A 24,189-nucleotide genomic window follows, 5' to 3' on the forward strand; every position below is an offset into this window, starting at 1 on the left:
AATGTTATCACTGGTAGTGATGTCGTTTTATTCGACGTGTAGATCGCCTGCCACAGCGTGGTGGACTACTCCCGTCGGTCGTACACGGCGACGGCGCGGTCAGCACGCGTCGAGACGCCGTTCGGATTGCGTTGTGACGAGCGATCACGAAACCGAGCGACGAGACCGTCTTTTAACCCGCAAGCCGCGCCGGTTACGATGTTCCGGCCGTTCGTGAGCCAGTCAGATGGGCGTGTGTCACCGCGCGCGATGGAGGTGAGCGCGGTTTTGATATCAGCAGTCGCGTGGCGTATAACGCGCCAGAGCGACCGGAGTCCGTAGTTTTTCACCAACCGATAGGTAAGCGATCGATACCGCCAGTCCCACTCCCGTGTGCCCACACCAGTGGCGTGACAACGGGGACGGAATCCGGGGGTGTCTGCCGTGTGATTCTCCGTGGTGTGTCGCGGATGAGCGATTTGTCGAACGCTGAAAGCCGGGTCCCACACCACGTCGTAGCCGAGGCGTGCAAGGCGATGAGCACAGTCCCGAGCGCTTCCGACGGAGAGCGACTCGTCAAAGCCATCGATGGCTTCGAGCGCGTCCCGGCGAAACGCGACGTTTCCACCGTCGAAGTACGTCACTCGCGCTCCGTCGATCGTCCGGTGATCGACGGTGTCCGAACGCATCCCACCCCGACGAGCCCGATGAACCGGTCCCGTGATGACGGCGGGCAACGGTGGCCCGTGACCACTGGCGCGGTGGGCTGTAGCGACGCGATTGAACGCGGTTCGGATCGCGTCGATCCAGTGTTCCTCGATAATCAACCAGTAGTCGAGAAAAGCGATGACAGTGCCACTAGCGCGGTCGATGCCCGCGTTTCTTGCTACATTGATGTTCCGCTCACCGATCTCTACAAGCACGTCAACATCATCACGACGACGGACCATCCCGGTCGTCCCGTCCACGCTTGGTCCGTTGGCGACAATGATCTCGGCCGACGACACGTGTTCCGAAAGCGCATCGAGACATCGCACGAGGTGTTCGCGGCCGTTGAGTGTAGGCACGACCACCGAAAGTTCCATATCGAGGGCTACTAACCGCCGGGCGATAAAACGATTGGGTGAACGCGCACGGATCGAGTCCGGATAGCGGACGACAGGATGAGGCGGGACGTAGACACTGACTACGGAACGATCAAGAGATCCACAGAACGTTATCCGACCGTGGTGTTCCAGTACGACACCGACGCGAGGAGTTCCCCGACCGACGTTTCCCCGATGGTCGTGTCGGCCTCCCGGAAGCTCGACGCGATCTCGTCTGGGATCTGGCGATAAAAGCCGTACGGGAGGATGAAATCGTGTGCCTCATCGATGAGTGTGAGATCCGCGCCCCTGAGAAGACGATCGACTTCGGATTCTGAATAGAGCCGCGACCCCATCGGAAGCAACCAGTTGTAAACTGTGCGCGTGCTGTAGCGGTTGAAGGTGTCGAAAAAGACCTGATCGCGGGAAACGCGACTCATCTCTCGCAGGAACGATGCCGGTGTCTCCGCGAGATGGAAAAATCGGATCGCAAACACCGCATCGAAATGGTTGTCGGGAAACGGGAGTCGAGCGGCGTCGCCCCGAAGGAACTCGATGGCGTCCCCGACACCGTTGTTTCTGACTTTCTCCCGACCTTGTTGGAGCATGGCCTCGGAGATGTCGAGTCCCGTGACTTCTCCGCCGTGACCCGCGAGCATCGTTGTGAATCGACCGGTTCCACAAGCGATTTCGAGAATCCGCTTGTCCTCGACGGGTGATACGGCGTCGAGAACGGCCTGTTTCTCTCGCTTGTCGATAAGGCGTCCACCGCGGGAAAACCGCTTTGTGTCGTAATCCTCGGCGATATCTTTCGCCTGATACCACTCCTGGCCCTTCACACTACCCCCAACAATTCATTCTGGAAATAAAACGATACTGGATTAGCGCGCATAGTGTCAGCACACCACGTTTATGGCTGCTCTCACAGGACACGAACGACCGCGGTGTTCTATGAGAGGGTGTGTCGGCAGGTGGACAACCGTTTTCTCGTCAAAAATAATATAAGACTGCTCGAAGGACAGCATCAGGCGACTACGAGATCGGTCGTAAAAAAGACACTGGGGACAGAAAATGGCGTGTGAGGCGGTCAGTGACGGATTGTCACGTGCGAAGCGGTGTCAAATCTCGGTCTACTTGCTCGTGTAGGTTGCGGCAATACCTGTCTGAAATCTATGTATAAGGGTGACAATCACACATTGGAGTATTCGTATTGTTTTGTGGGGGTTATAGCGAAGATTTACAATCTCGTTCCTCCGAGAGCCGGATATGAGTACGAATGCGGAGAATCAACCAGCGGAAACCTTTCTCACTGATCCGGACTTTCGGGACCGGTTGCGTGATCTCCCGCCAAGCGCAAAACTCGTTGCGAAAGTGCTAGACGACGAATCGCCGCTCTCCCAAGGACAGCTCGCCAAAGAGTCGTTGCTTCCGGATCGAACTGTCCGATACGCGCTGAACCGACTGGAGGAGGCCGATCTCGTGGAGTCCCGATACAGCTTCCACGACGCGCGAAAGCAAGTGTACTTCCTTATTGACTGACGGACTCGTTCTCGTAGGGTGTTGACCAACTGATACAGATCCTCTGAGGATTACCCATATCTATCCCCTGTAGTTGTCGTTTCAACATCTGTAGACGGTTGGCGTCCGTGAACCCTTTCTCAGTAGTGGCGTAGAGAGCAGTATGGACGTTTTTCGCGTGCCGGTGTCGAACACGGTGGTCGAGACGCCGGGAGAATCGACGAACGCCTACATAGTGGGTACAGACAGTGCGTTGCTGGTAGATCCGGGAGGGGAAAGCGATGAACTCGACGCGGCCATTGCCGACCGTGCCGTCGATCACATCGCAGTCACCCACCACCATCCAGACCACGTCGCTGGTATCAGCCGGTACGCCGCGGAAACCGGAGCGACAGTGTGGGCACGCCGAGGACGGGAGCAGTCGTTTCGGGCTGCGACGGGGGTCGTCCCTGATCGGACGCTTCGCTGCGGTACGGCCATCGAAACCGACGCTGGCCACGTTCGAGTGCTCGAAACCCCCGGTCATGCTCCCGAACACGTCTCATTTGCGGCAGGTGACAGCCACCTCGTCGGTGATCTGGCGGTGGCGTCGGGCAGTGTCGTCGTCGGTGCACCCGAGGGGGACATGCGAGCCTATCTGGGATCGTTGCGACGCGTCTACGTCCGTGCTCCCGCAACGTTGTATCCCGGCCACGGCTCCGTGATCGACGCGCCACAGGCGACCGTCCGACGGCTCATCGACCACCGGCGTGAGCGCGAGCACAGCGTTCTCAGTGCTGTCGAAGCCGGCGCGGCGTCACTCCCAGAGATCACTGACGCCGCGTACGAGAAAGACGTGTCTGATGTCCGTCGGCTGGCGGAGGCGACAGTCAAAGCGCATCTCGAAAAGCTCGCTGTCGAAAAGCAGGTCGTCTGGGATGGCACACACGCATCGGTCCCGGAGTGAGACCGCCGAAGAACGATCTTTTTTCCATGGCGAAACAACGGGTGGTATGGACGATTCGGGACCGACAAACGCCGACAGTCCGCCCGATCTCGAACGCGAACTTGCGCGTGCACGCACGCTCGACACGGAGGCTGTGGCCGACGCCATCGAATCTATCGGTTTTTCGTGTACGCGGTGTGGGGCGTGTTGCACCGCCCACGGAGTGGGTGAGGACCGCGAGGACCACACCGCCACTGTCTTCCCCGATGAAGTCCGGGAGCTACAGGACACGACCGGCGGTGAATGGCGCGATGTCGCTCGCCCGATCCCGTACGGTCTGACGGACGGTTCCGACGGACTGGAAGGCGAGACGTTCGAGTGGGCGCTCCAAACCGACGGCTGTGGTGACTGTGCGTTTTATGCCGAAGACGAGAACGGCACCGGTGCGTGTACTGTCCACGCTGACCGGCCGCTTATCTGCCAGACGTATCCGTTCAGCCTCGCACTCGGCGGAACGAGCCGACCGATGGGTGACCCCGTCGAACAGGAAGGACTCGTTCGCGCCCACGACTGTGAGGGTCTCGGACGGGAGATCAGCCGTACGGACGCCGAGGCGCTCGCTGTCACGTTAAAACAGCGCGCTATCCGGGAGATTGAAGAAACCATCGCTGTCAGTGAGTCCTACGAACCCACAGCCCCTGACCGGGGTGAGATCGTCGTTCACGATTCGGAGGGTGCCAAACACCCAGACGGAACACCGTTGTGACGCTCAGTCACTGGTTCACTTCGCTATCCCCCGACTGCGATACGAGACAGGACCTAACACGAGATACGCGAACGCGGCGAGAAGCAACACGCGAGCGAACCACGGCCGAAGTCCTGCCGGCGCGATGACGACGGTCGCCTGAACGGTTCCGGCGCTGAGCGCATCGCGCGCACGCAATCCCGGGTACGGTGTTCGCACCAGCATCAGATACGACAATACACCCATCATCGCCAGCAACAGGACGGTGCTGTCAAAACCGGCGAGATACGCGACGGCGAGAATCGTCGCCGCGAGCGTGTTCGGAACGCCGCCTCGGAACGAATCGGCGGTGTCTGCGACCGTATACACCGCCGTTCGAAGGATCGACGACACCACGAACGCTGTCGTGATGACGGCCACACCCACAAACCGGAGCGTTAACACCGGACCTGCCCCGGTTCCGTTCCATTCCATCCACGCGACGCCGAAGACGAACACCGCCGGTGCGACGCCAAAGGAAACGACATCCGCGATCGAATCCATCAACGCGCCCACTGCCGACCCGGATCCACGACGGGCGAGCACACCGTCCAATCCATCAGCGATGGCCCCGAGAAGGATCAGTCGAGCCGTCAGTCCCACTCCGACGGAGTACCCGAACACCGACGTGAGAGACGATCCCCCGGCCACGATCGACAGTGGAACCGTGAGGATCGCCCAAAACCCGGATACGACGTTCAGCACCGTCACTCTATCAGCGGCTCCCAACTGACAGAGCGGATGGAGTCGCACACTATCGATGGCTGCTACCGCATAATATACTTTCCGCAATCATACATAGAAATAATACAATGATGATACTATTTTGTTGTGATATTATGTATCGATTCGTTTTCGTAGCGAGAGATGTCGTTCTGAGGCGATACCTTCTTTACTCAGTGCCCGTGACATCGCGTTCAGAGGTTTATCATGGAAATCTCAGAAAAGCTCCTGTGTCTGTTTAGTGCCGAGGTGTCTACCAACGGCGAAACGTACACCGTCGAGATTCCTCGGCGCGAGATCGAAACTGGTTCGGTCGAGCCGGGGGAGACCTACCGTGTTGCGCTTATTTCGGCGGATGAGGACCGACCATCATCGACAGCCACGTCTCCAGTGTCGGACCAACCGCAGCCGCCAGTCGAGACCGGTGAGATCCGGTACGTCGAAATCGAAGATCTGGGCAAACAGGGCGACGGTATCGCGCGCGTCGAGCGGGGATACGTAATCATCGTTCCCGACTCGGAAGTCGGTGAACGGGTAAAAGTGGAGATTACAGAAGTCAAACCGAACTTCGCTGTCGGAGAGATAATCAAGTGATCGGTGGTACGCTGTCGGTCCTCACGCATAGGGGTCCGAGCTGCTGGTCAGTCTGTGGTTTCCCATTTCGACCGCCCCGTGTTTCGAAAACGAATCTCAGGGGGGCTGTTTCCCGGCCGTACCAGGCCCCCAGGCATAGCCGTCATTAGCAAGGCGTTGTTCGAAGGAAACCGCCATACGGAACGGTGTTACCCCACTGTACCAAACTCACTATATGTCGGTCTCTCTTGGGTCAATGCATGAGTGCCAGCACTCCATCAGCAGTAGACCTGACGGAGAAACAACAACGAATTTTGCACTATCTCCGAGAGAACGCAGCGACGAAAACGTATTTCAAATCCCGGCTCATCGGTAATGCGCTTGGTTTGAGTGCCAAGGAAGTCGGAGCAAACATGCAATCGGTTCAAGAGGCAACGCTCGATCTCACGATCGAAAAATGGGGCTATTCGTCGGGAACAACGTGGAAAGTAACGATGTCAACGACCCACCCTACGGCCGCTCAGGGCTGAGTGACGACTGTTATGAGGAATCCGGCGGATCGTACTGGATCAGCGAGTCTGCATCCACAGCGAGAGCGATCGCGTCCTCACCGAATGAATCGGCGTACTGAACAAGGAGCGTGAGCATGGTTTCGGGGCGTTCGACGGTGTAGCCGTTCTTACGCGACAGCAAGGCGGCGGATTCGAGTTCTTTGGCGTACTTGCTCACCGTCGGCCGCGAGACATCAAGTGTGTGTGCGATGTCGCTCGCGGTTGCGTCGGGATCACGAAGGAGGACAATGAGCATCCCGCGGGCTGTCTCTCGCCGGAGATACCCTAATGCGACTTTTTCGTACTCACTGAACCGATCGGCCTCGACGTACCGACGATACTCCCCATCCCTGAAGCTCTCGATGGCGTGTGAATCGACGAGGCGTCGAAGGTGGTGTTGGGTCTCACCAGTGCCCAGCGAGAGATCGTCACGGATCTTCGAAAAGTGTGCACCGGGCGTAGTCGAGAGATAACCGACGATGGCGTCGTGAGCATCGCTCGACGAACTGGTGTCGACGAGCCGCGAGAGTGGACCAGCAGCCCCCAACGCCGCAAACCGCCGGAGGGTCGCCCGTTTCTCCGTATCGACCGACTCACTCGACTCATCAACCATTACGTACCTATTGAAGTCGCTATGTAAAATAACTTGTCGGTTCGTGGTGGTCAACAAAGGGGTTGACCAAGCGATCGTTTACGCTCGGGCGTCAGCTCTTTTCAGACTCCAATTCAACCTCAGCGTCGGAGTCCATCCCCTCGATCACTTCGTTGGAATCCTTGATGTCAGGCGTGTCCTCGCCTTCCCTGATAGCCTCCGCTTCTTCATCGATGTCGTCGAGGTCCATCTCGGCAGTCTCGTCGAGTTGTCCGATGATCTCCTCGATGTCGTCGAGACCGAGTAGCTCGCGGGTTTCGGTATCGAAGTCGAGGCTGTCGAGTTCGGTGGCGTCCTCAGCCACATCGCTGCCCGAAAGGTGCTTGCCGTATCGACCGACTAGTGAAGTCAGCTCTTGGGGCAGGAGGTAGGTGGTAGATTCGCTTTGACCGATCTCCGCGAGCGTCTGCATGCCTTTGTCGATAACGGCGCGCTCGCCCATCGATTCGGCGGATTTCGCCCGGAGCACCGTCGACAGCGCGTCACCTTGGGCTTCCAAGATCTGGGCTTGCTTTTCACCTTGGGCGTGAATGATGTTCGACTGCTTATCACCTTGCGCGGTCTCGATGGCGCTGCGTCGTTCACCCTGCGCTTCGAGGATCATCGCGCGGCGACGCCGTTCGGCGGAGGTCTGCTGTTCCATGGCCTGTTGGACCTCCGGACTCGGGTTCACTTCACGCACCTCGACGCTATCGACGCTCACGCCCCACTCGTCGGTCGGTTCGTCGAGTTCCTGCCGGATGCGCTTGTTGATTTGATTACGTTTGCTCAGCGTCTCGTCGAGATCCATCTCCCCGATCACCGCACGCAACGTCGTCTGTGCGAGATTCGATACTGCGCGCTTGTAATCATCGACTTCCAGATACGCCCGCTCCGCGTCCATCACCTTGATGAACACGACAGCGTCGGCCGTGACCGGCGAGTTGTCCCGCGTGTACACCTCTTGGCGGGGAACGTCCAACGTCTGGACCCGCATGTCGAACGTGTATGTCTCTGAAACGAAGGGAGGAATGATGTTAAGACCCTGACCCAACAGCTTTCGATACTCACCGAACACCGTCAGCGCACGTTTCTCGTAGGGCTTTACGATCTCGACCGACTGGGCAACGGCAAAGATCAGAATCAACAGCAGCGCTAAAATGACGATCGATACGACGCTTGCCTGTAATGGGAGGGCAAACATGCAAAGAACTTGGGATAGTACCACTAAAAGTGTTTCCGTTATAAGATGAATTATCTATAGAATTTCAACCAGAGAAACAATATCGTCGGGGAACGCTACGGTTCGTTCAGCTTGCAGCGCAATCTATTTCAACACGACAGACAGCTGCTAAAACGAGCCCACTACTAGTGAAGCGAGATCACTACGACGCAGTGTCGGGTTCGCGTTCGTCGTTTCGAGGTTCGGAATCCAGATTGAGTTCCCGATCAATCTCGTCTTCGATGACCGAGAGGGCTTCGACGGTGATGACGTTCCCGCCGCCGGGATCGATGACGATGACTTCCTCTCCGGGGGGGATCTCACCGCCGAGCGTTCTGGCTTGGTAGTTCGGATTAAAGCCGCCGTTGTCGAGTTTCACCACTCCATTCGAGGAAGTGACGTGTTCAGTAACGCGACCAGTTTTTCCTTTGAGCGTATCCGAATCGCTCGTGCGGCCGCTTCCCTTTCCCCCGTAAATATCCAGTTGTTGGTAGAGATACAACGACAGTCCCCCGGAGATGAGGACAGTAAGAACCATCCCGATCAACATCGGGATCATCGCAACGAACCCACTCAGCGCAATCCCGACGATTCCAGCGGCCAAGAGGGCGATACCGACGACGATAAAGTGAGCGCCGGGCGCGAGTGCTTCGGCTATCAGGAGTCCGGCACCGGCGAGCAACAGCAACACCGGCAACGTAAGTGAAACCCCCTCGACAATGGGCTGTAAGACGATCGCCTCCATGCGTGATGTTTGGTCTGTCGATATGTTAACCCTTCGGGAGAACTCAAATGAATCCAGCCAGCATCAACAATAACACAGCCGTCACGAGTGCGCCGAGCGTGACGAACACTGTGCCTTCGATCGACGGCGAGCCGGGCTCGGGGTCTGCAGACCGGAGGGCTTCGATCTCCTCGCCGATCGGATCGGGCGTCCCATTCTCCCCGACCTCATCGACGGCGAATCGATACTCCCGTTCATCATCCATACTAGGGGTACTTTCTGATCTCATAAGTCGGTACCGAACGACCCCTGATCGAAGCCTCACTTGATCGACGTTCCGGGCGGTGTCTCGCCGTGCGTGGTGAGGAGATCCGCCTTCTCACCGGCGGCCAACACCATCCCATTGCTCTCGACACCGAACAGCTCGGCTTTCTCTAGATTGGCAAGCAACACGACGCGGGTTCCAGGGAGACTCTCGGTGTCGTGGAGCTGGCGGAGTCCAGCGACCACCTGCCGCGTCTCGTGACCGATGTCGACCGCAAGCTTCACGAGCTTGTCCGCCCCTTCGATCGGTTCCGCGTCCGTAATGCGACCGACACGGAGATCGAGCGCTTGGAACTCCTCGAAGCTGATCCGGTCGTCGGCAAGCGGTTCGAGCGCTGTGGCATCGGCATCGGAACCGTCGTCTCCGTCAGTGGCGTCGTCTGCCTCCTGCGTTTGTCGGTCTTCGAGCCGTTGGGTGAGCGTTTCGACCTGCTCGTCTTCGATCGACTCGAACAGCTCGGTCGGCTCATCGAACTGGTCTGGCGGTGCTGCAAGCGCCGTGTCGAGCGTGGCGTCGTGAACGCTTCCCGACTGTTCGAGCTGTGACCAGATCCGTGCCGCGGCGTTGGGCGCAGTCGGTTCGAGAAGCACGGCGATCGCTTTGGCGAGCTGGACACAGCCACGAATGACCGTTGCGGCCTGTTCGGGATCCTCATCGGTGAGCTTCCACGGTTCGTTACGCTGGATGTACTCGTTCCCAAAGCGCGCAAGCTCGATCGGGACGGTTCCGATCTCTCGGATCGAGTAGTCGTTAACACCTTCCTCGAACGACGCGAGCGCCGTTTCAATGCGGTCAGCGACCGGCTGCGGGCACGGAACGTCAGGCGTCCCGTCGTAGTTCCGGTGGGCGAACAACAACGACCGGTAGATGAAGTTACCGAGCGTGCCGAGCAGTTCGCTGTTCACGCGCTCTTGGAACCGGTCCCACGAGAAATCGAGATCCTGCTGGAAACCGCTGTGAGTCGTGATGTAATACCGGAGGAGGTCGGGATCGAACCCTTCATCCAGATATTCACGCGCCCACACCGCTCGGTTGCGACTCGTAGAGAAGCCTTCGCCGTTCAGCGTGACGAATCCTGACGCCATCACCGCACGCGGTTCCGTATAGTCGACGGCGTGGAGCATCGCGGGCCAGAAAACAGTGTGGTGCTGGATGATGTCCGGCCCGATGACGTGGACGATTTCACCGTCTTCTTTCCACGCGGACTCCCAGTCATAAACGTCCGCCCCGACGCGGTCGGTGTACTGCTTCGTGGAGGCGATGTACTCGATCGGGGCGTCCACCCACACGTACAACACGAGATCTGTTTCCTCGTCTGGATAGTCGATCCCCCAGTCGAGATCACGGGTGATACACCAGTCTTCGAGTTCCCCCTCGATCCACTCTCTCGGCTGGTTTCGTGCGTTGTCAGTACCTTCAAGCCGGTCGATGAACGCCTGAAGATACTCCTGTAGCTCTGACAGTCGGAAAAACTTGTGCTCGCGGGTGCGATACTCCGCTGGATTTCCGGTGATGACGCTGGTGGGTTCTTCGATCTCCCCCGGTTCGAGGTGGCGACCACACCCTTCATCACACTCGTCACCGCGAGCGGTCGCACCACAGTACGGACACGTCCCTTCGACGTACCGGTCGGGGAGTGGTTGTTCTTCGATCGGATCCCACGCGACCTCGATGGCCCTCTCAGTGACGTATCCTCTCTCATCTAGGGTGTGGACGATCTCTTTGGTGAGTTCGATGTTCGTCGGCTGATGGGTATGGCCGTAGTTGTCGAACTCGATGTTGAATCGTTCGAACGTCTCCTCATACTGCTCGTGATACCGGAGCGCGAACTCCTCGGGCGGAACGCCCTCCTGTTCGGCTTCGACAGCGATCGGCGTTCCGTGCATGTCCGAGCCACACACGTACGCTGTTTGCTGTCCGAGCGTTTCGAGCGAGCGAGCGAACACGTCGGCGCTGAGGTTGCCCCGCAGGTGACCGATGTGGAGATCACCGTTTGCATACGGCAACCCACACGTCACGACTGCTGGTCGATCCGTCGGAAACGAAGTGCGGGATTGGCTCATACCGTGTGCAACCGTCCAAACGGTGTAAGTCCGCCGATCTCAGCCAACGCCACCGCCGTTTCGGTGCCGGCTGTCACGAGGGTCATACACCTGATGACCGACGAGACACGTCGAGGACCACCGAACCGTCTTAAAAAACCAAAAATACGATCTCAATCCCAGCGAGCCAGATGACAAGTCTGCCGACGCTTCCGATGAACGTTGCCGCGGCGAACTTGAGATAGTTCTGCTCAATCACAGTGAACGCGTAGATCGAGAGGGTGTCTGGAAAGCCGGGGACACAGAGTGCAGCGGCTAGCCCGAGATACCCGTACTGTTGGGCGATCTGAACCGTTTTTCGCTGCGAGATTCGGACGATATCGATACCGGTACGCTCCACCGCGCGTATTACAGGCCCGGAATGGATCGTCTTGTCACCGATAGTGAGTGCGAAGACGCTCCCGAGCGCTTTACCAATACTGCTCACGACCACGATGAGCGCCATCGTTATCCATTCGGGAACACCCAGGTTGAGTGGTGCAGCGAGCACGACCTCACTGGGAAAGGGGAGCACAACCGCGATGAGAAACGAGTAGATGAAGATGAGTATCAGTCCAAACGGACCGACAGCGTGTTTGACTGCGCGCTTCAGTTCCCACGATCCGTTCTCCACCAGTAAGGGAAACAGGGGGGATAACGGATCCGCCAGCTCTGGGATCACAGAAATGACTTCAAAGTATTCGTTCCTAAGTGTTCCGAGTGAGTTATGTCCACCAGCGGGATCTGCGTTCTTCTTTTGACGTAGTGCTTCGAAGCGGAGCGGGGAAGTCGCTCATCTTATCGAATCCGAACGCGTTCTCTCCCAGCCGATTCCCGACATGCCACGCGATGGTCTTGGTGTCGAGATCAGTGAGCACAATCCGGACGTGGTGGTACTGTTCTAAGGTGTCGTCGTTGTCCGGATCGTACCCCGATGGGATGCTACACGATCCGGTGTTGAGATCTGAACACGGTGACTTGTCCGAGAACTGGATCCGGATGTCAGCGGTACTCGGGTCGGAAACACGCTTGAACGAAACCCGATCAGGAACGGTGCCACCAGCCCCTTGCTCGTAGTATTTGAGCGCGGCGTCGATCTGTGCGTTGACAGCATTGCGCTTTTGGGGAGGAATGTTCGAATCGTCGACGGCGACGGTGAGTGTAGAGTGATCCCACGGAAGCGCGCGTTCGGTCACGTTAGGCTGTGGAAGCGTGGTCAGATCGGACTTCGCAGCCATGATCTTTTTGGGTCGGTCATCGTGATCCAACCCGAGGGTGTGTCCGAGTTCGTGAATGAGAAGCTGTCTCGTCGAATCGTCCGTGTATCCACCCTTGATCTGTACGTTCACGGGACGGCTAATGTCATTCGGTGAGGTGATGTAAGGGGCACAGCCCTCAACCCGCTCTTTGACACCGCATTTCTTGATGGATGAAACGAACGACACGGTGATGTCTGACTGTTGTGTATTATCTGTTAGTTTGTAATCTATCTGGTACCCAGCGTACTGCTGACTGTTTTGTTCCCAGTACGCCAACGCGTCTGCGACGAGCGGTCTGAGTTCGCGGTTAGTGTTTAGATCGCTCCGAACTGCGACCGTCAGCGTCCGTTTCTGCCACGGATTGTCTGCTGATGGGGTTGTGACTCCGTTGTTGCCTGAAGCGGTATCCCCGCCGTTCGGAGTGTTTGTGGTGGTCTCGTTCGAAGGCGTCTCGTCGTTTGCTGCCGACGATCCGGTGTCCGGACTGGCGTTCGACTGCCCGGACGGCGTCTCAACCTCCGTATCCGTCTGCATCGTCCCATTCCTATCTGTTGATATTTTCTGTGGATCCGACGTGTTCGTTCCAAACGGTCCACTCGCACAGCCGGCGAGTACGACCATGGCGAGCATAAAAATGATGAGGCGTCGAGTCATCTGTATTACGATCGGACACCGGGAAAAAGACATTTTTGGTTATGATTACACAACTGGTAACCAGGTCATATCTGATGGAAATTCATATTCATTTGTATATCTATTATGGTACGCGGAAGAGAATATCGGGATTGTGGCTGTGGGCCGTAAGCCCCCTTCTGTTCTATCCGGCATTCGGCTAAGCGCCCGCGCCGTGTGTCCGAGCTACCATTCGATCGCGGGCTTGCACCGGTGAGGGTTCGCCGTTCCATCCGTTCTCCACCATCAATCCTCGGTGGGTTAACGTGCTCTCGTTACCTTGAGCGTCGCGCACCTCATCGGTTCAGTGGAGGGGTCTCGTTTCTGTTCCAGAGCCGACGGTCTCCCGCCCCGGGTTTGCACCCGGTCACCTGCCCGGACGGTGGGGGGACTTTCCTCACATCGTGCGGAAGCCGGGCACCCACTGCCACAACGAGGATAGATAACGATACGGGGTAAGTCGTTCGGTCATCGGTCGACGAAACCGCGCTGTGTGCCACTCACTCGGGGCACTTCCAACCGCCCGTCAACTACAATTAATTTTTTTCAGTTTGGTTGTCAAGAGGCACATCTTTGGTCGATTCGGCTTGGTGTTCAACGATGAACGGGGATGTGCCACAGATATTAGATTCCACCTCTGGATACTCACCGACGCGGTCGGCGTGGTCTTGGTACGCCTCTGTAGACGCGAGGGTTACGAGATACGCGCCGCCATCGTCTTCCTCGGGCGGCTCATGTCCGAATTCTCTAGCAACTTGGTTCCACCAGATGTCAAGCACTGCGTAGTGCGATTCCTCTTCGTCTTCGTACACGAGGTGGGCCAGATCATCCGCCACCATCCCTTCGAGATTGTTCAGCAGGTCGTCATCAGTCTGTAGCAACTGCTGGACTTCCTCGTTCGTGAAGTCGAACTCCTCACCGGCGGCAGTCTCAGCTGAACGCTCGTCTCGGTCGTACTCGCCACGGAGATGTGGCGGAACCAAAAACTGCGGGCGATCGAACGAGTAAATTATTTGTGCTGTAATAGCAAACAGAAGCGCCGGAGCCATCATCGCAACGCCACCGCCCATGAGCTGCTCCGATACTGTAGACAATCCTACTGAATCTAACACGCCACTCGCACCGGTCAAAAACCCGAACATTGCTAGACAGAAGAACGACGCTCCGATCGTCGGAAAATTTCTGTCGGTCACCTCGAAATCAACGATGTGGTGAGAGCGCGTGCGGATGGGTATCGGCGGAGCAGCTTTCTCTTCGTTCCAGACAGCTTGAATCCGAACGGGAAACCAGAGCACTGCAAGAGATCCAATCAATAGTACAATCGCTGAACCAATCAAGCTCGCCATCAACCACGCTGTTACGTCATACAAAGTTATAATTTACGTTGTATACCAAGTGCTTTCCACAGCAGTCCGTCGGAGGGAGCACACGACGCAGGAGCACCGTACCACTAATCGTTACGACGTTATCCAGCGACCACTACCCCGTGGTCGCTCGGAGGGATCAGTCGCCGGTACCAAACCCTACGCGTTCGGCGTCGGCTAGCGCTCGCTCAGTGGCTTCATCGATATCGAACTCTCGGACGATCTCGCCGTCTCGAATGAGGGGTTCGAGCAACGGTTCGCCCGTTCCCGAATCCGACGCGGGCCGGACACGGTGACCGCCTTCTTCGGTTCGGTACACGTCCTTTTCGCCGGATAGCTTCCCGCGTTTGGCGATGGGTTCGCCGTCGATCTCGACGATGTCCAGCGCGAAGTCTATCGGGTCCGCGTTGCTGACGTAGCCACCGACGCCGAAGCCATCAGCGACATCCCGTAGCGCTCGGAGGTCCGTTGGTTCGATCCCTCCGCTGAGGAACAGATCGACATCCTCGAACCCGTCGGCGTCGAGTCGCCACCGAACTTCCCGAGCGATGTGGCGGAAGTCCCCCCGTCGGGAGCTGGGTGTATCGATCCGAACACCGTCGAGATCGATCGCCTCAGCCGCCCTGAGCACCTCGTCAGTCTCATCGGAGAAGGTGTCACACAGCGCGATCCGAGGCACGTCTTCACCGACGGCCGAATCGAACGCCGTCCACGCCGCTTCCTGTTCGCCTGCTCCGAAACAGAGCACGAGCGCGTGGGGCATCGTTCCGCTGGCTTCTTTCCCGAGAAGCTCGCCAGCAGCGACGTGTGAGAAGCCATCAAACCCCGCGACGAGTGCGCCACGTTCGACGACCGCCGCCATTGAAGGGTGGACGTGACGCGCGCCGAAGCTCAGCAGTTGGGAATCGGGGGCTACACGCCGGGCATGAAGCGCATTCGTTGCGATGCCACTCGCGTGAGAGAGAAAGCCGAGCAGTGCGGTTTCGAGCCGCGCGAATTCGGTGTACCGGCCTTCGATTCGCATGACAGGGCCGCCGTCGAACAGTTGGCCCTCCGGAAGCGCGTCAACGTCGATCGGTCGATCAGAGAGGAGTTCCGCCGCGTCCTCGACGCCGGTAAACAGCTCGAAGTTCCCAGTCGGGAACTGATCGGCCGTGACCTCCGCGACCACGTGCGGATCCACGTCGGCGTCAGTCAACGTCGTGAGCGTCCGGTCGAAATAGGCGTCCGTCGCCCGACCCTCGCGGATCGCAGACGGGGGGACGATGTCGAACATACTCGCCCTTCTCGTGGCAACGCGAAAAAGCAGCCTGATTCACTGTGCGGAGAGTTCGGCCAGTGTCGATAGAGACCGGAGATCAGTCGTCGTCGGCTGTCGTGGCGTCGGTGGTGCTTCCGGCATCCGCTTCCGCCGGTGGCTGTGTGCTGTGCATCCGCCACCCGGTAACACCCATAACGAGCAGTATCACCGGCGAGAGGAATCCGAGGAAGTAGTACGGCGCGTACGCGAGCGTCGGAACGCCGAGCACGCCGGCCATGTAGACGCCGCCGGCGTTCCACGGGATCAACGCGCTGGTAACAGTACCACTTGACTCGACGGCACGCGAGAGATTCCGTGACTCAAGATCGAAGTCATCGTACAGTCCCCGCAGCGTCATGCCGGGTACGACGATACTCATGTACTGCTCGGCAGCAAGCGCGTTCATCGCTACGGCCGAGATGGCGGTGCCAGCGGTTAACCCGGCGACGCTTTCGATCATTCGGCCGATGTGGTGTGCGAGCACCGCGAGCACGCCTGTCCGTTCCAACAGTCCTCCGAGCGCAAGCGCCGCGACGACGATCGTGATCGTCCACGTCGATCCCATGAGACCGCCGCTGGCGAGCAGTTCGTTAACCAGTTCAGCACCCGTCTGGGGATCAGTTCCGGACTGGGCGATCTCCCACGCCGCCGTGAACGAGACACCTTGAACGAGGATCGTCGTTCCCACGCCGAAGAACACGCCTGAGACGAGCGATGGAAGCGCTGGCACGCCCGCGAGCGCAAGCCCAAACGCCACGAACAGCGGGAGAAACACGACCGGATGCAACGAATATGAGCCTGCGATCGCGGTTTGGATCGTCTCGATCCGTCCGGCGGGGATGGATCCCTGCGCAGCGAGTCCGAGAGACGCGTAGGCGAGCAGAGAGATCCCGAACGCCAGCGTTGTCCCGGTGCGCATGGTTCGGACGTGTGTCATCAGATCGGTGTTTGTCACCGCAGCCGCGAGATTCGTCGTGTCCGACAGCGGCGAGAGCTTATCACCGGTGTACGCCCCTGTAAGGAGCGCTCCAGCAGCCATTGCGAGAGGAACCCCAAGCCCTTGAGCGATTCCCATGAACGCAACGCCAATCGTTCCGGCCGTCGTCCACGAGGAACCGACAGCGAACGCCACCACCAGCCCTAACACGGCGGTTGCGGGAAGGAACACTGACGGCGATAGGAGATCTAAGCCGTAGTAGATCAGCGCCGGGATCGTCCCTGCCGACATCCATGTGGCGATCAGGGTGTAGATCACAAACAGGATGAGTATCGCCTGCATCCCCATCCGGAGTGCGTCGACGAGTCCCTCATACTGTGTCTCCCACGGTACGCCACTCCAGTACCGACCGACCAATCCAGTCAGAACGATCGCCCATAACAACGGAAGATGTGGATCAAGATCTAACAGCACCGCCCCCACGCTCAAGAAGACGAGCATACCGATCACTGGAATCAGCGCCTGAAACAGGGTCGGCCGCCGTTCCGGCGGCAGATCGTCGTAACTCAACGGTTCGAACGAAAGGGATGCCATTACCCCCGATATCACTTCGAGGAATTTGAACCTGTATATTCATTACTCCCAGGTATGTGGGAGATCGTCACTCAGACAGCTGATGTGTCATTGCTGGCGTGATGGATCGGGAAGCGATCGCGACCCAGGTTACGGGCGGTGAATTCGATCGAGTTCGTCGGTTGTGGGCGCGTTCACGATCGTTACAGTGCTGCCATCGCGGGTTACACGGAACGCGTCAGCGTAGGGATTGGATTCGGGAAGACGGTGTGTTCCATCGACGGCGCTGGCGTTGTGTCGTTCGAGAAGCCGTTCGTAGCCGTCAACGAACTGTTTTGCGTCTCGTTCGGTGTCCCACTTCGTTTTCCAGACGTAGCCGTTCTGTCCATCCGTGTTGTTGTAAGGAACGAGTCGGTCACCAGCCCAACCGGCAGACAGCGGATGCGAGTAGTTCTCCCGACCGTTCTGCGGGGCTGGAATGACGCCGTTGGTCCGAAACATCGTGTATATCGACACTTCTCCGACCGTCTCTTCTTGGGGAGAGCCAGCGAACCGCTGCCAGTTCCCGGTTGATCGATCAGTTATTCGAACGGATTCGGGACGCTCATCCGGGTATCGCGCCGGATGAATGATCTGCTCAGTGCTTTCAGGAAACGATTCGTAGGCGTCGTTGACCGTCTCCCATCCGCCGCGCTCGGAGAGCGCTCGGATAAACGCCGGGCCTTGGATGTACGGCATGCTGATCGTCGTGTACACGCCTTGATTCCGGTCGGCGTTGTCAGCGGACTGTCCCGGCTGTGGGAGACACGACCACGACCCGCCACACCGGTGGCGATACTCATACTCGACTGCGTTCGCGTCACCTTCGACCAGTCCGTTGGCTGCAAGCTGTGCGTCCCGTGTCTCCGTGCGAACATTCAGAGTAAGCTGTTGGTCCTGAAGAGCGTGTGTGAGTTCGTGCGCAAGGGTGTAGGGATCGATACGAGGGGTATTGCTGTCGCTTACGATGACGATATCTCCCTCAGAGTAATACCCAAGCACCGAGCCACGGTACACGTCTGAGACGGCTTCAGTCGCGTTCGTCGGTTCGTCAACGAGAAACAGCGCCTCCCACACCTGTTCGGTCCACTCAGTCGCGTTCGTCGATGAAAGCCCGAACTGTTTGCGTTGCTCGCGGTACGCAGCGCGGGAGATAACACGGACAGAAACATCGCGGTCGAATTCCAATCCCCGAATCACCTCGATACGGGCCATCGTTCGATGAACGACGCTCGCGCGTTCAGACTCGTTGAGACCGTCATCGGTCGTCACGTCCAGTTCGTCGGTCGCGCTGTATCCGCCTTCGCGTCCGATCGCATCTTCTGTCCCAAACGGCATCGAACAGCCAGCTGTCACGGTAAGTGACGCGAGTACGAGGAGGGCTATCCGCCGCTCATCCATTAGACGCCCCCGATCGAACGTCACTGAGATCGTCGGTCGTGGGCGCGTTCACGATGTGGACCGTCGAATCGGTTACCGTTACCGAGAACGCATCCGCAAAGGGACCGCTCTCGATGACCCACGTTCCGTTACCGGTTTTCGTCCCGCCCCAGTGGCTGAGAAGCGCCCGGTATGCGTCTGCAAACTCCGAGGCGTTCTGTGAGGAGTCCCACTGTATCTTCCACACGTAGCCAGTTTTGCCGTTTTTCTCGTACACGTGAAGCCGATCGCCGTTCCATCCTGTCGTGGCCGAGAGACCGTAGTCGAGTGAGTTCGAACTGCCATCACCACCGGTGTTCAAAATCGCGTTCCGAGAAACGACTTCAGATCGGTTGTACGAATCGAACGCGGTTTGAGCGAACATTACGGTCAGCGCCGACTGTCCGAGAACGGCGTGGTCCGGGCGTGTCTCGCCTCGTTTTTCAGGATTCAGACTGACTCGTTCCCAGCCGTTTCGGTTGTGGTCTGCGAGGGACACAGACGCCGGCTGGTCAGTGCCAGACTTCTCGGGATGGATCACCTGCTCGGTCGTCGTGGGAGGTTCCGAAAACAGCGTATCGATCCGGTCCCATCCGCCCTGGCGCTGATTGGTGGCGACGAATTCCAACCCCTCCGCATACGGGAAGTAATCGAGCAGATAGATGCCCCAGTTGTTCGGTGGCGATGACGTTCCGCCCGAGTCGGAATTCGGGAGGCAGTCCCACTCGCTACCACAAAGCGACATGTATCGTTGTTGGACGAGGTTCGCCTCGCCTTCGATCAGTCCGTTGACCGCGTTGTACTTGTCTCGCGTCGTTTTGTTGTACGAGGAGAGATTGAACTGTTGGTCTTGGAGGGCGTGTGTGAGTTCGTGGGCCAGCGTTCGTTCACCGTCGAGCGTTGGCGTTTCGCTGTCGCTCACGATGACGATCGACTTCTCGTCGTGGCTGTAGTAGCCCAGAACGTTTTCCCCGCGGCTGGTGCTCTGTGTGTTGAGTGAATCAGTTCTCTCCCCGACGAGAAACATCGCCTCGAATTTCGCGTTGTCGAACTGTCGGAACGACGCCGAGACGTTTGCGGTTTCCTGTCCCTGTTTGAACTCGGATCTCGACTGGATCTCGACTGAAACGTTCTCTTTAAACTCCGTTCCGCGAACGAGTTCCACACGAGCCATGGCCCTTGAAACGACGGCCTCCCGTTCGCTTTTGTTGAGACCGTCGGCGGCGTCGATTGACAGCGTTTGATTGTGGGTATAGCCGTTCTGCCGGCCGATATCTGGGTTGTCCGCCCCATCAGACGCGGTCAGATTAGCCGACTCGATCTGGTTTTCGGGTGCTGTTTTAGTCGGAGACGAATCTGTTCCAAGGGTCGGCATAGAGCCACACCCAGCGAGAACGACCATAACGAGGAGCACCACCGGACGGAATCGCATATCTAACCGTGAGTCGCAATCGGGAAAAACACCACGGAAGAAACGTTTTGACTCCCGATCGTCAACGTATACCATGCAGTTCGATCCCGAGACGACCGCTGTGGTCGTTATCGACATGCAAAACGGCTTCTGTCACCCAGAGGGGAGTCTGTACGCTCCTGACAGCGAGGCGGCCATCGGTCCCGTTCGTGAAGTCATCGAACTGGCGCGCACTGTTGGCGCACAGGTGATTTACACCCGTGATGTCCACCCAGAGGGGCAGTTTGATGACACCCACTACTACGATGAATTCGACCGGTGGGGCGAGCACGTGCTCGAAGGAACGTGGGAGACCGAGATTGTCGAGGGACTGCCCGTCGAATCTGATGATCACGTCGTCACGAAACACACCTACGACGCGTTCTACCGCACTGATCTCGAAGGGTTTCTGGACACCCACGGCATTCGTGATCTGCTCATCTGCGGGACGCTCGCCAACGTCTGTGTGCTGCACACCGCCGGCAGTGCCGGTCTTCGGGATTTCCGTCCTGTCATCGTCGAGAACGCGGTCGGCGTCATCGAAGACGAGCACCGCGAGTACGCACTCGAACACACCGACTGGCTGTTCGGGGAAATCAGACCGATCGAGGCGATCCAATTCGCGTGACGCTGTTGAGCAAAACTGCCTGTCTGGCTGGGTCAGTCGGATCGCCCACCCAAAGCGAAACGCAAGTTCGTTCCGCTTCGGTACGCTTCGGTACGCTTCGGTACGCTTCGTATCGATGCTTCGGGTCCTCGAACGAGAGTCAATGAGCAGGCGTCGCCGGCGGTCTACTCCTGAAACAGCCGGTACGCGCCTTGTCCGACGGCGACGGGTTGGATGTCGCCATCCTGTGTCTCGCTTTCGACGGTCACTCGGCTGATCCCGACGCTGTTGCCAGCCCGGACGACTTCAGCGCGGGCGGTGAGATCGCCAGCGGCCCGTCGGAGGTAGTTGACGTTGAGGTTGATCGTCGCCACCTCGCCACCGAGCGGGTTTTCGAGATGCGGACGGAGCGCCACGCCCCCGGCGGTGTCGACGAGCGTGGCCGCGATCCCGCCGTGCATCGTCGGCGGGTCGGTCGGGTTGGTGAGTTTCTCATCGAATGGGATGGTGAGCGTCATGCCGTCGAACGTGAAATCATCGACCGTCACGCCGAGCCACGAGAGATAGCCGTGGTTCTGATCAATGAACTGCTGTACCAGCGCCACGGCATCGTCCGGAAAGTCCTCGGACATGCCCCTGCTCACGTGTGGGGAGGCTTGTACTCACCGATCACTGCCGAAATTGACGGCGGAAACGACTGTCCATTCTTGTTTCTCGTTTGAGGCGATCTCGGGAACGACCCAAGGATGGAAGTAACAACGCATCAAACTCCTGAGTAGAACGATGAAAGCGTACGAAGTCCAAGAAACCGATCCCGACTACGAGGGAATCGTCCAGACTGAGCGCGAGCAGCCCACGCCGGCCGCTGATGCGGCACTCGTCCGCATTCATGCCTGCTCGATCAACTACCGCGATCTCGCCATTGCGAACGCCGAGCTCGCCTATCCCGGTGCGGAGTTGCCGGTGATTCCGCTGTCCGACGGCGCTGGCGAAGTCGTTGCAGTCGGATCAGAGGTCTCGCAGCTCTCCGTTGGCGATCGCGTCGCAACGCCGTTCGCACCCGACTGGATCGATGGCGAGGGCACACCCGAACGGCTCGCCCGCTCGACGGGTGGAACGATCGACGGCGCGCTGACGGAGTACGCGACGTTCCCTGCTGAGAGCCTCCCGCAGCTTCCTCCGCATTTCTCCTACGAACAGGGGGCAACGCTCTCCTGTGCGGGGCTGACAGCGTGGCGGGCGCTCGTCGAGGACGGCGGTCTCAGTGCGGGGGAAACCGTGCTCGCACTCGGGACGGGCGGCGTCTCGACGTTCGCGTTGCAGTTCGCCACGATGCACGGTGCCACCGCTGTCGTCACCTCCTCAAGCGACAAGAAGCTCGAACGAGCCAGCGAACTCGGTGCTGAAGAGACAATCAACTACGAATCGACGCCCGAATGGGGTGCGGTCGTCCACCAGCACACCGGCGGCGTCGACCACGTCGTAGAAGTCGGCGGAGCAGGAACGTTGGCGCAGTCGTTACAAGCGGCCGACGCCAACGGCCACGTCCACCTCATCGGCGTGCTCAGTGGTTCTGAGGGAAAGGTTGATCCCGCCCCCATGCTTCATAAATCGCTCACTGTCACCGGGGTGACCGTCGGAAGTCGAGCGATGTTCGACCGGATGAACGACGCCATTGCCACGACGGGGATGGAGCCGGTCATCGATCGCGTATTCGACTTCGACGATGTCCGGGCGGCCTACCGGTACGTCGACCGCGGCGAACACCACGGGAAGGTCGTCATCTCGGTCGAATGAGCGTCGGTCTCAGTCGCGTTGGACAGTGACAGTGATGTGCTCGCCCACGTCGAACCGGACGTTGGGACAGATCAGCTTCACGCCGAACGAATCGCGGGCCAGAAAGAACGACAACCCCGTGATCGGCGTTCCGTTGGCTGTGATCTCGATACTGTCCCACTGCACATCCCGGCCGTCGGCGCGACCGATGGGTGTTCCAGCCAGCGCGACGTTCTCAGTCGTCCCAGCCTGAGCCGCTCCATCCACGGCGAGCCACCCACCACCCGGGTAGTGGGGACACCCGCCGTCAAGCACCCCTGAACTGGCGGAACTCCCGTTAGCTACGTCGGTAGCTACTCCCACAAAGCACGCACCCGGATCGGGGTGTTCGGGTTGGTCGAGAACGACGTACGTCTCCCCGCGCTCAACGACGCGACCGGTGCCGTCCCACGCGAGTGCACGGAGGGGAACGTCTACCTCGATCGAAAGCGATCCCGACGCCCGGTAGGGATCGGCGTCGGACGGACGAAAGCCCAGATGGATGTGGTTGTCGACCCACGGATCGAAAAATCCGGTCCAAACGAACGTGCCGATCGGATCACCAACGGCGACGGAGTCGCCCGGTTCGACCGTCGGATCAACGTGGAGCAGTCGGGCGATCGACGCGCCCGTGTCGAGGAGTAGCAGGTGATCATGGGCCGCGGCGGACGCCGTCTCTGGAGCGCGGACGCGCTGTGTATCGAACACCGTTCCCGCCACGGGGCTGTGCGCAATCGTTTCGTCCGGCTCAGGGTAGAGATCGATCGCACACCCGCTGTCGTGAGCGGTGTACGGCGAGTTGTACAACGAGAACCGCTGATATTCCCCTAGCACATCACCAGAGAGGGTCGGCATACGTTGTGAGCTTCGAGCGCGAACCTTTAGCCCCGTCGCTCAAAGAACCCTGTATGCGCGTGCTCCGCGGTCGCGGCGAGACGATCGAGGACGATCGTTCGTACACTCGTGAGCTACTCCAAACCACGCGTGAAACCGGCGAATCGGGCGTTCGGGTGTGGCGACCACACCGGCAGATCGCGTTCGGTCGGCGCGACACGCACGAAAACGGGTACGAAGCCGCCCGAGTGACCGCAAGCGACCACGGCTATCCACCGACAGAACGCCCGGTCGGTGGGCGGGCAGTCGCCTACACGGGATCGACAGTCGCGTTCGCGCGCTCTAAACGGATCGACGACATTCGAACTGGGTTACAATCACGGTACTCAGCCGTGACGACTGACATTCAGGTGGCGCTGTCTCGGGTGGGCGTCACCGCAGCACCCGGCGAGCCAGACGACTCGTTCTGTCCGGGAAGCCACTCGCTCCAAGCGACCGGAAAAATCGTCGGAATCGCCCAACGCGTTCGAAAGGACGCCGCGCTCGTTTCAGGGATCGTTATCGTCCGTGACCACGCCGCGATCGCAGCGGTGCTCGGAGACGTGTACGACGCGCTCGGACTGCCGTTCGCTCCCGACAGCGTCGGCAGCGTTGCCCGTGCAGGCGGTCCGAGCGATCCGCAGGCCGTCATCCACGAGATCGAACAGGCGCTTGCCGGCGACGATCCCACGATCGAACAGATATGAGCGTGGTGGGCCGATCGGAACCGATCGCTGCAGTGAAGTCGTTCATGGGGGTA

The 24,189-nt window shown here is 58.9% G+C and carries 25 protein-coding genes and 1 other RNA gene; 8 read left to right on the plus strand and 18 right to left on the minus strand.

Going from position 1 to position 24,189, the window contains the following annotated elements:
* Positions 1-65 precede the first annotated feature (65 nt).
* Both EIK79_RS14290 and EIK79_RS14295 read right to left on the minus strand, forming a co-directional pair.
* Complete coding sequence (locus tag EIK79_RS14290; protein WP_124955846.1) at positions 66-1,064, minus strand: glycosyltransferase family 2 protein; 999 nt, start codon at positions 1,062-1,064, stop codon at positions 66-68.
* A gap of 131 nt (positions 1,065-1,195) precedes the next feature.
* Positions 1,196-1,903 carry a class I SAM-dependent methyltransferase gene (locus EIK79_RS14295; RefSeq protein ID WP_124955848.1) on the minus strand — a complete coding sequence of 236 codons (708 nt, stop codon included), beginning with the start codon at positions 1,901-1,903 and terminating at the stop codon, positions 1,196-1,198.
* A 427-nt stretch (positions 1,904-2,330) separates the two neighbouring features.
* Here EIK79_RS14295 and EIK79_RS14300 point away from each other — a divergent pair, with 427 nt between their 5' ends.
* The 3 genes from EIK79_RS14300 to EIK79_RS14310 all read left to right on the plus strand — a co-directional run bounded on the left by EIK79_RS14300 (position 2,331) and on the right by EIK79_RS14310 (position 4,273).
* Positions 2,331-2,603, plus strand: a complete 273-nt coding sequence (locus tag EIK79_RS14300) for a MarR family transcriptional regulator (RefSeq protein ID WP_124955850.1) — start codon at positions 2,331-2,333, stop codon at positions 2,601-2,603.
* A 142-nt stretch (positions 2,604-2,745) separates the two neighbouring features.
* Positions 2,746-3,528 (plus strand): MBL fold metallo-hydrolase, encoded by a 783-nt coding sequence (locus tag EIK79_RS14305; RefSeq protein ID WP_124955852.1) that lies wholly within the window; start codon positions 2,746-2,748, stop codon positions 3,526-3,528.
* A 46-nt stretch (positions 3,529-3,574) separates the two neighbouring features.
* The gene (locus tag EIK79_RS14310) at positions 3,575-4,273 is read left to right on the plus strand and encodes a YkgJ family cysteine cluster protein (RefSeq protein WP_124955854.1); all 699 of its coding nucleotides are present in this window, start codon (positions 3,575-3,577) and stop codon (positions 4,271-4,273) included.
* Positions 4,274-4,288: 15 nt separating this feature from the next.
* On the opposite strand, the gene EIK79_RS14315 is transcribed toward EIK79_RS14310, so the two are convergent.
* Positions 4,289-5,044 (minus strand): protein sorting system archaetidylserine synthase, encoded by a 756-nt coding sequence (locus EIK79_RS14315; protein ID WP_124955856.1) that lies wholly within the window; start codon positions 5,042-5,044, stop codon positions 4,289-4,291.
* A 177-nt stretch (positions 5,045-5,221) separates the two neighbouring features.
* Between EIK79_RS14315 and EIK79_RS14320 the strand changes: the two genes are divergently transcribed.
* Together EIK79_RS14320 and EIK79_RS14325 are read left to right on the plus strand one after the other, a co-directional pair.
* Positions 5,222-5,608, plus strand: coding sequence for a TRAM domain-containing protein (locus EIK79_RS14320; protein ID WP_124955858.1), 387 nt, complete (start codon positions 5,222-5,224; stop codon positions 5,606-5,608).
* A gap of 239 nt (positions 5,609-5,847) precedes the next feature.
* The gene (locus EIK79_RS14325) at positions 5,848-6,117 is read left to right on the plus strand and encodes a DUF7123 family protein (protein ID WP_124955860.1); all 270 of its coding nucleotides are present in this window, start codon (positions 5,848-5,850) and stop codon (positions 6,115-6,117) included.
* A 10-nt stretch (positions 6,118-6,127) separates the two neighbouring features.
* On the opposite strand, the gene EIK79_RS14330 is transcribed toward EIK79_RS14325, so the two are convergent.
* The 13 genes from EIK79_RS14330 to EIK79_RS14390 form a co-directional block, all read right to left on the minus strand.
* A complete protein-coding gene (locus tag EIK79_RS14330; RefSeq protein ID WP_124955862.1) occupies positions 6,128-6,751 on the minus strand; it encodes a winged helix-turn-helix transcriptional regulator in 624 nt (207 codons plus the stop codon).
* A gap of 91 nt (positions 6,752-6,842) precedes the next feature.
* On the minus strand, positions 6,843-7,973 hold the full coding sequence (locus EIK79_RS14335) for an SPFH domain-containing protein (RefSeq protein WP_124955864.1): 1,131 nt from the start codon (positions 7,971-7,973) through the stop codon (positions 6,843-6,845).
* A gap of 181 nt (positions 7,974-8,154) precedes the next feature.
* On the minus strand, positions 8,155-8,736 hold the full coding sequence (locus tag EIK79_RS14340) for an NfeD family protein (protein WP_124955866.1): 582 nt from the start codon (positions 8,734-8,736) through the stop codon (positions 8,155-8,157).
* A gap of 43 nt (positions 8,737-8,779) precedes the next feature.
* Positions 8,780-8,980 carry a DUF7312 domain-containing protein gene (locus EIK79_RS14345; RefSeq protein ID WP_233738177.1) on the minus strand — a complete coding sequence of 67 codons (201 nt, stop codon included), beginning with the start codon at positions 8,978-8,980 and terminating at the stop codon, positions 8,780-8,782.
* A gap of 56 nt (positions 8,981-9,036) precedes the next feature.
* Positions 9,037-11,103 (minus strand): methionine--tRNA ligase, encoded by a 2,067-nt coding sequence (metG, locus tag EIK79_RS14350; RefSeq protein WP_124955870.1) that lies wholly within the window; start codon positions 11,101-11,103, stop codon positions 9,037-9,039.
* A 130-nt stretch (positions 11,104-11,233) separates the two neighbouring features.
* The gene (locus tag EIK79_RS14355) at positions 11,234-11,803 is read right to left on the minus strand and encodes a YqaA family protein (RefSeq protein ID WP_233738179.1); all 570 of its coding nucleotides are present in this window, start codon (positions 11,801-11,803) and stop codon (positions 11,234-11,236) included.
* A gap of 43 nt (positions 11,804-11,846) precedes the next feature.
* Positions 11,847-13,034, minus strand: a complete 1,188-nt coding sequence (locus tag EIK79_RS14360) for a matrixin family metalloprotease (protein WP_124955874.1) — start codon at positions 13,032-13,034, stop codon at positions 11,847-11,849.
* A gap of 135 nt (positions 13,035-13,169) precedes the next feature.
* Positions 13,170-13,481, minus strand: an RNA gene (gene rnpB, locus EIK79_RS14365) — RNase P RNA component.
* Between the two features lie 107 nt (positions 13,482-13,588).
* Positions 13,589-14,398, minus strand: coding sequence for a hypothetical protein (locus tag EIK79_RS14370; RefSeq protein ID WP_124955876.1), 810 nt, complete (start codon positions 14,396-14,398; stop codon positions 13,589-13,591).
* A gap of 157 nt (positions 14,399-14,555) precedes the next feature.
* Entirely contained in the window at positions 14,556-15,692 is a 1,137-nt protein-coding gene (locus EIK79_RS14375; protein WP_124955878.1) for a nicotinate phosphoribosyltransferase, read from the minus strand.
* Between the two features lie 82 nt (positions 15,693-15,774).
* Entirely contained in the window at positions 15,775-17,247 is a 1,473-nt protein-coding gene (gene arcD, locus EIK79_RS14380) for an arginine/ornithine antiporter ArcD (protein WP_124955880.1), read from the minus strand.
* 129 nt (positions 17,248-17,376) lie between these two features.
* Complete coding sequence (locus tag EIK79_RS14385; protein WP_124955882.1) at positions 17,377-18,690, minus strand: Hvo_1808 family surface protein; 1,314 nt, start codon at positions 18,688-18,690, stop codon at positions 17,377-17,379.
* Positions 18,659-20,116: an Hvo_1808 family surface protein gene (locus EIK79_RS14390; RefSeq protein ID WP_124955884.1), complete on the minus strand. Its 1,458-nt coding sequence runs from the start codon at positions 20,114-20,116 to the stop codon at positions 18,659-18,661. Before EIK79_RS14390 ends, EIK79_RS14385 begins: the two co-directional genes overlap by 32 nt.
* A 73-nt stretch (positions 20,117-20,189) precedes the next feature.
* Between EIK79_RS14390 and EIK79_RS14395 the strand changes: the two genes are divergently transcribed.
* Positions 20,190-20,762: a cysteine hydrolase family protein gene (locus EIK79_RS14395; protein ID WP_124955886.1), complete on the plus strand. Its 573-nt coding sequence runs from the start codon at positions 20,190-20,192 to the stop codon at positions 20,760-20,762.
* 164 nt (positions 20,763-20,926) lie between these two features.
* Here the strand turns inward: EIK79_RS14395 and EIK79_RS14400 are convergent, their stop codons facing one another.
* Positions 20,927-21,373 (minus strand): PaaI family thioesterase, encoded by a 447-nt coding sequence (locus EIK79_RS14400; protein ID WP_124955888.1) that lies wholly within the window; start codon positions 21,371-21,373, stop codon positions 20,927-20,929.
* A 151-nt stretch (positions 21,374-21,524) separates the two neighbouring features.
* On the opposite strand from EIK79_RS14400, the gene EIK79_RS14405 reads away from it, so the two are divergent.
* Complete coding sequence (locus EIK79_RS14405; RefSeq protein WP_124955890.1) at positions 21,525-22,538, plus strand: zinc-dependent alcohol dehydrogenase family protein; 1,014 nt, start codon at positions 21,525-21,527, stop codon at positions 22,536-22,538.
* Positions 22,539-22,547: 9 nt separating this feature from the next.
* Here EIK79_RS14405 and EIK79_RS14410 read toward each other — a convergent pair whose 3' ends face one another.
* Positions 22,548-23,411 carry a hypothetical protein gene (locus EIK79_RS14410; RefSeq protein WP_124955892.1) on the minus strand — a complete coding sequence of 288 codons (864 nt, stop codon included), beginning with the start codon at positions 23,409-23,411 and terminating at the stop codon, positions 22,548-22,550.
* 53 nt (positions 23,412-23,464) lie between these two features.
* On the opposite strand from EIK79_RS14410, the gene EIK79_RS14415 reads away from it, so the two are divergent.
* Positions 23,465-24,136 (plus strand): lipoyl protein ligase domain-containing protein, encoded by a 672-nt coding sequence (locus EIK79_RS14415; protein WP_124955894.1) that lies wholly within the window; start codon positions 23,465-23,467, stop codon positions 24,134-24,136.
* Positions 24,137-24,189: the final 53 nt, after the last annotated feature.

The organism is Halocatena pleomorpha, from assembly GCF_003862495.1.
Taxonomy (GTDB): Archaea; Halobacteriota; Halobacteria; order Halobacteriales; family Haloarculaceae; genus Halocatena; species Halocatena pleomorpha.